The organism is uncultured Brachyspira sp. (genome assembly GCF_944390595.1).
In the GTDB taxonomy this organism is placed as follows: Bacteria; Spirochaetota; Brachyspiria; order Brachyspirales; family Brachyspiraceae; genus Brachyspira.
Genome location: NZ_CALXRN010000086.1, coordinates 1 through 5,353 on the forward strand (window position 1 = coordinate 1; position 5,353 = coordinate 5,353).

General features: G+C 27.2%; 4 protein-coding genes and 1 pseudogene. 4 read left to right on the top strand and 1 reads right to left on the bottom strand.

What is annotated here, in order from left to right; genetic code table 11:
* Positions 1 to 1,039: hypothetical protein (locus Q0J90_RS04530; RefSeq protein WP_297276776.1), on the bottom strand; the 1,039-nt coding region annotated here is incomplete at its 3' end.
* Between the two features lie 190 nt (positions 1,040 to 1,229).
* Between Q0J90_RS04530 and Q0J90_RS04535 the strand changes: the two genes are divergently transcribed.
* From Q0J90_RS04535 to Q0J90_RS04550, 4 genes and pseudogenes are all read left to right on the top strand, one after another.
* The gene (locus tag Q0J90_RS04535) at positions 1,230 to 2,060 is read left to right on the top strand and encodes an ankyrin repeat domain-containing protein (RefSeq protein ID WP_297276777.1); all 831 of its coding nucleotides are present in this window, start codon (positions 1,230 to 1,232) and stop codon (positions 2,058 to 2,060) included.
* 21 nt (positions 2,061 to 2,081) lie between these two features.
* Entirely contained in the window at positions 2,082 to 2,912 is an 831-nt protein-coding gene (locus tag Q0J90_RS04540; RefSeq protein WP_297276778.1) for a PD-(D/E)XK nuclease family protein, read from the top strand.
* Positions 2,913 to 3,008: 96 nt separating this feature from the next.
* Complete coding sequence (gene eis, locus Q0J90_RS04545) at positions 3,009 to 4,289, top strand: GNAT family N-acetyltransferase (protein ID WP_297276779.1); 1,281 nt, start codon at positions 3,009 to 3,011, stop codon at positions 4,287 to 4,289.
* Between the two features lie 50 nt (positions 4,290 to 4,339).
* A pseudogene (locus Q0J90_RS04550) lies at positions 4,340 to 5,244 on the top strand (Rpn family recombination-promoting nuclease/putative transposase).
* Positions 5,245 to 5,353 lie beyond the last annotated feature (109 nt).

Genomic DNA, 5,353 nt, shown 5'->3' on the forward strand with positions numbered 1-5,353 from the left:
GATAAATATCATATAAATTAGACAATATATTATTATCATGTATACCTACATGTGCTGTAATATCAAATTTCCATAATTTTCTAACTTCAAAGAATATAAATCCGCTCATACCGTAATAAGGTTCTCCTCCGTTAAAAGTTTGGATAGAGAAATCAGTATAATAACCATCATTGAAATTAGGCCTATTGGCATTACTGCTGCCAGGGAAATATTCATTGTTTATTCCTATTCCATGTCTGAACCAAAATCCTTCAATTCCTACAGTAAATCGTCCGTCTTTTCCGTTTCTAAAATAGAAAAATGCATTGACACTGTCTCCCCATTCTTTAATCGGCTGAGAACCTATTTCTGTAACTATACAGGCAGCACCGGTATTAATGTAATCATTACTGTAAGATATTTTTGCCATTAATCCTTTTGATGAATTGGCATCAAGTCCCATTTCTCCGTTTACTATTCCCACTCCTATAAATACTCCATAAAAAGAAGATTCCAGCATTAATCCGGTATCATATCTAGGTATGAATTGTGTTTCATATCCTATAGGCATATCTCTAGGTCCTGAAAGAATTGTTGCTTTATTACTGCTTACTGTATGATAATAAAATAATGTAGGAAAATATGATGTCATAGGTATATTTTTTGTATATGGTTCTAAAACACCTGCTCTTATTCCAATATATTTAAAATTTACAAATATATTCATCTTTGAAAAATCAAATACCGGCGGAGACATATTTTTATAGAATCTTGCTTTATGAGATAATGGTTCATAAAATCTTGCATTTATATTTGCCTCTATTGATGCATATTTATATTCTTTTATATAGTGTAAGTTTCCATATAATAAAACGCCTAATGTGTCTTCATTGCCTGTTTGTTCAATGAGATCGCTCATTCTTCCATAGGCTACTAATTCTAAAGAAGCTGATAATTGTCCGTATCTTTTAATATTTGTGTTTGTTGTTTGAGACATTAATGTATTGAATATTGTGCATAATAATATTAATATAATATTAACTTTTAATTTAGTAAACATAATATATACCCCAACTATATTTTGTCATAGTATAGTTTATAATTATTAAAAAGTCAATTAATTTCTAATTATTGAATAATTATATTTTGATATTTTAGTATGAAAAAATATTTTTATATTATTATTGTATTTTTAAATTTTTGTACTATAATTTATCAAATGATAATATTATTTTAAGGGTATATTATTTATGATGAAAAAATATGTTTCTGCAATATTATTCTTACTGAGTTTTTGTCTATATTCTCAGAATATAACAAATAATAATAATGAAGAAGAAAATATTAATGCTGATAATAGATTATTTGAAGCTATAGAAAATGGAGATGTAAATAAAGTTAAAGAACTTATATCCGGCGGTATAGATGTTAATAGTGTAAATAGTGAAGGATGGTCGGCTTTGCATATTGCTGTTAAAGCTAATAATAGTGCAATACTTAGAGAATTATTATCTCATAAAAGAATTAATATGAATTCTAAACTTCCGGCTGATACTGTGCTTACAGAAGGTGATAATGTATGGTATGCTGACGGGCAAACACCTCTTCTGCTTGCTTCATATTACGGATATTCTGATATAGTAACAATGCTTTTAAATTATGGGGCAGATATACTTGCTAAAGATGATATAGATGAGGCTATGGCTATTCATATTGCTGCAGCAAGAGGATATGCATCAGTAGTTTCAGCTATATTGGATTCTAATTCTGCTAAAAACAGCGGAAGAGATATTGTTAATATCGGGGATAATACAGGTACTACTCCTTTAATGTGGGCTGCTATGAATAATCAAGTTTCTATTATAGCATTATTAATGAAATATCAATTAGATATAAATTTGCAGGATGATGACGGATGGACTGCTTTGCATTTTGCCGTTGCTTCAGATAGTTACAGAGCTACAGAGATACTTTTAAGAAATAATGCAGATGCAAATATATCTGATTTTGATGGTAAAAAGCCATTAGATATATGCAATGATACAGATATAGAAGCACTGTTAAATAAATATGTTTCTTAGATAATTTAAATAATATATTTTATGGAAGCTAAAAAACTACAAAGATTTAGTGAATATAGTATGTCTACATATTTGCTTTGCCCTAGAAAGTATAGATATACATATATAGAGAAACCTTTTAAAAAACAAAAGAGAAGCGTTAATGTATATTTTATATTTGGTAATGCTATTCATTTAACATGCAAAGAATTTTATGAACAAAGGGCAGAAGACAGAACTCTTGATAATTTATATAATATATTTAGAAACGTATGGAAAAGAAGCGGTATAAGAGCATTTTTTAACAGCAGAGAAGAAGAAAAAGAGCTTGGAGAGAGAGGACTTTACATGCTTTCTAATTTCTTTAATTCTTTCGGACAGAAAGTACCTTATAGAATGGAAAGCTATATGGAAAATAGGGTTAGAGATTATATTTTATTTGGAAGAATAGATAGAATAGATTTATCAGCTGACGGAACATTGCAGATAGTGGATTATAAAACTACAAAATATTATGATGTAGGCGAAGATAATGAAGAGAGAGAAAGAAAAACTATACAGTTAAAATTATATGCATGTATATTAGATGGTCTTAAATGTAAGGTTACGAGCGGTTCTTATTATCATTTTGAAGAGGATAAATTTGATACTGTAGAGTTCACTCCGGAATCTATTAATTATTTGAGAGAATGGTTTGATGAAATTGTTGATGATATAAGATATGACAGAGTTTTTGAAAAGAAAATGGGAAGACATTGTGAGTTTTGCGATTTTTATAAACTTTGTCAAGGTAAAGAAGATACTGTTGAAAATTTGGTTCTGCCTTCTGATGAGCTTTTTATTGCAAGCATAGAGAATTCTGATAATAATTGATTTTAAAATTTCATAATTTAATAAATTGACAATTATAAATATTTTTAGTATATTATTTAGATATTATGTAAAGTATTAAAGTATAGGTAATTTTTTATGAGCAATCATAATAAAAAAGAATATTCAAAAGAATATATAATAAAGAAAAAGAAAGATAAATTTAAAATAAGATATTTAACAATAGAAGATTTAGACGATTTTAATAATCTATTAAGATATGCATTCCAAGTAAGTAATAATGAGCTTATAAATTTGGGTTATGAGGCAGATGAAATAAAGCAGGCTAAATCTGCTGTGCTTAGTAAGGCTAAAGTATTAGGATGGTTTGACGGTGAAAAATTAGCTTCTCAAATTGCTGTTTATCCTATGAAGATGAATATACATGGTGTTATATACAAAATGGCTGGAATTACTGGTGTTGCCACATATCCTGAATACTCTAATCTTGGACTTATGAATGACTTAATGATAAAAAGTATTGAGAATATGAAAAAAGAAGGGCAGACTATATCTGTATTATATCCTTATTCAATACCATTTTATAGAAGAAAAGGCTGGGAAATTATTTCTGATAAGATGAGTTTTGATATTAAAGATACCCAGCTTCCAAAAACTATAACAAATAAAGGCAGAGTAGAGAGAGTTTCTACTGACAGCGAAGAATTAAAAGAACTTTATAATAAATTTTCTCATATTAGACATGGGGCATTAATAAGAGGCGATTTGGAATGGGAAGAGTATTGGAGATGGGATGTTGATGATACTATAGTTGCTATATATTATGATGAAAAAGATGAGGCTAAAGGTTTTTTAGTTTATGTTATAGAAAATGATATATTTCACATAAAGGAGCTTGTTTATCTTGATTATGATGCTAGGCTTGGACTTTGGAATTATATATCAGCACATTTTTCTATGGTAGATAAAGTGCATGGTTATAATTATACTAATGAGCCTATGGCATTTTTGCTTGAAGACAGTGAAATAAAAGAAACTATAAGACCTTATATAATGGCTAGGATTACTGATGTTAAAGCATTTATAAATAATTATCCTTTTTTAAGAAAGCCTAAAAATAAAAAAATTAATTTGATAATAAAAGATAATATGGCAAAATGGAATAACGGAAGTTTTTTGATTTATTGGGATGAAGATAGAAATATTGTTTGTAAAAGATTGAATAAAGAATATAAAAGAAATGGAAAAGACAGATACATTATAAAAATGAATATCCAAACTCTTACAACTATGCTTATGAGTTACAAATCTCCTTCTTATTTGTATAAGATAGGAAGAATAGAAGCTAGTGTAAAAGGTATAAATTTATTAGAGTCTATTATACCAAAAGAACAGGCATATTTTTCTGATTATTTTTAATATTAAAATATTATTTTGACAAACTTTATAATTTTCAGTATAATACATTTATGAGTAATACTTTAAATACTGAAAAATATTTCAATCCTTTGAATGATTACTTTATGCGTTATATGTTTGCTAAAGAGGGACATGAACATATTTTACTTAATTTAATTAATTCTGTAAGATCTGACTATAATCAAGAGACTTTTGAAGAAGTAAAAGTACTTAATACTTTTAATTTAAAAGAAACTATAAATGATAAACAATCTATAGTTGATGTTAGGGCGATTACTAAAAGCGGAGAAACTGTTTTAGTAGAAATACAGAGAGTAGGAAATCAGTCATTTGTTTACAGAAGTTTATATTATTGGGCTAAAGGCTATGTTTCTAATTTGAGAAATAATGAAAATATAATGATTTAAAACAGGTGATAGTCATTAATATTTTGGATTTCAATTTGTTAAAGGATATTGATAAAGAACATAGTTGTTATGTAATAAAAGAATTAGAAACTAATCATATACTTACTAATCATCTGGAAATGCACTTCCTAGAACTTCCTAAATATTTATCTAGTAATTCAAGCCTTACAGATGAATTAAATGCTTGGTTTTATTTTTTAACAATTAAAGATAAAAGAGAGAAAATGGAGGAGATTATGAAAATGTTAGTTAAAAAAAATCCTATTATGAAAGAAGTTTATGATGAGTATAATAAATTTGTAGGTACGCAAGATTTATTTGAAAACTATGCAGAATATGAGAAGAATTATTTTGATATATTAGCCTTAAGTGAAGAAAGAATGAAAGGAAGAGAAGAAGGCATTAAAGAAGGTATTAAAGAAGGCATTGAGAAAGGAGAAAAAAATAAAGCCATTTCTATAGCTAAAAGTTTAAAAAAGTCAGGTTTGGATGCAAAATTTATAAGTGATAATACAGGATTAAGTATAGAAGAAATAGAGAAGTTATAAGAAATTTATTTAATAATTTTTTACGAGATATAAATTTATAAAAAGGTAGTACTATGAGTATAATTGAAGAAATTAATAAATTGCATGAAAATGATGAACATGAAAAAAT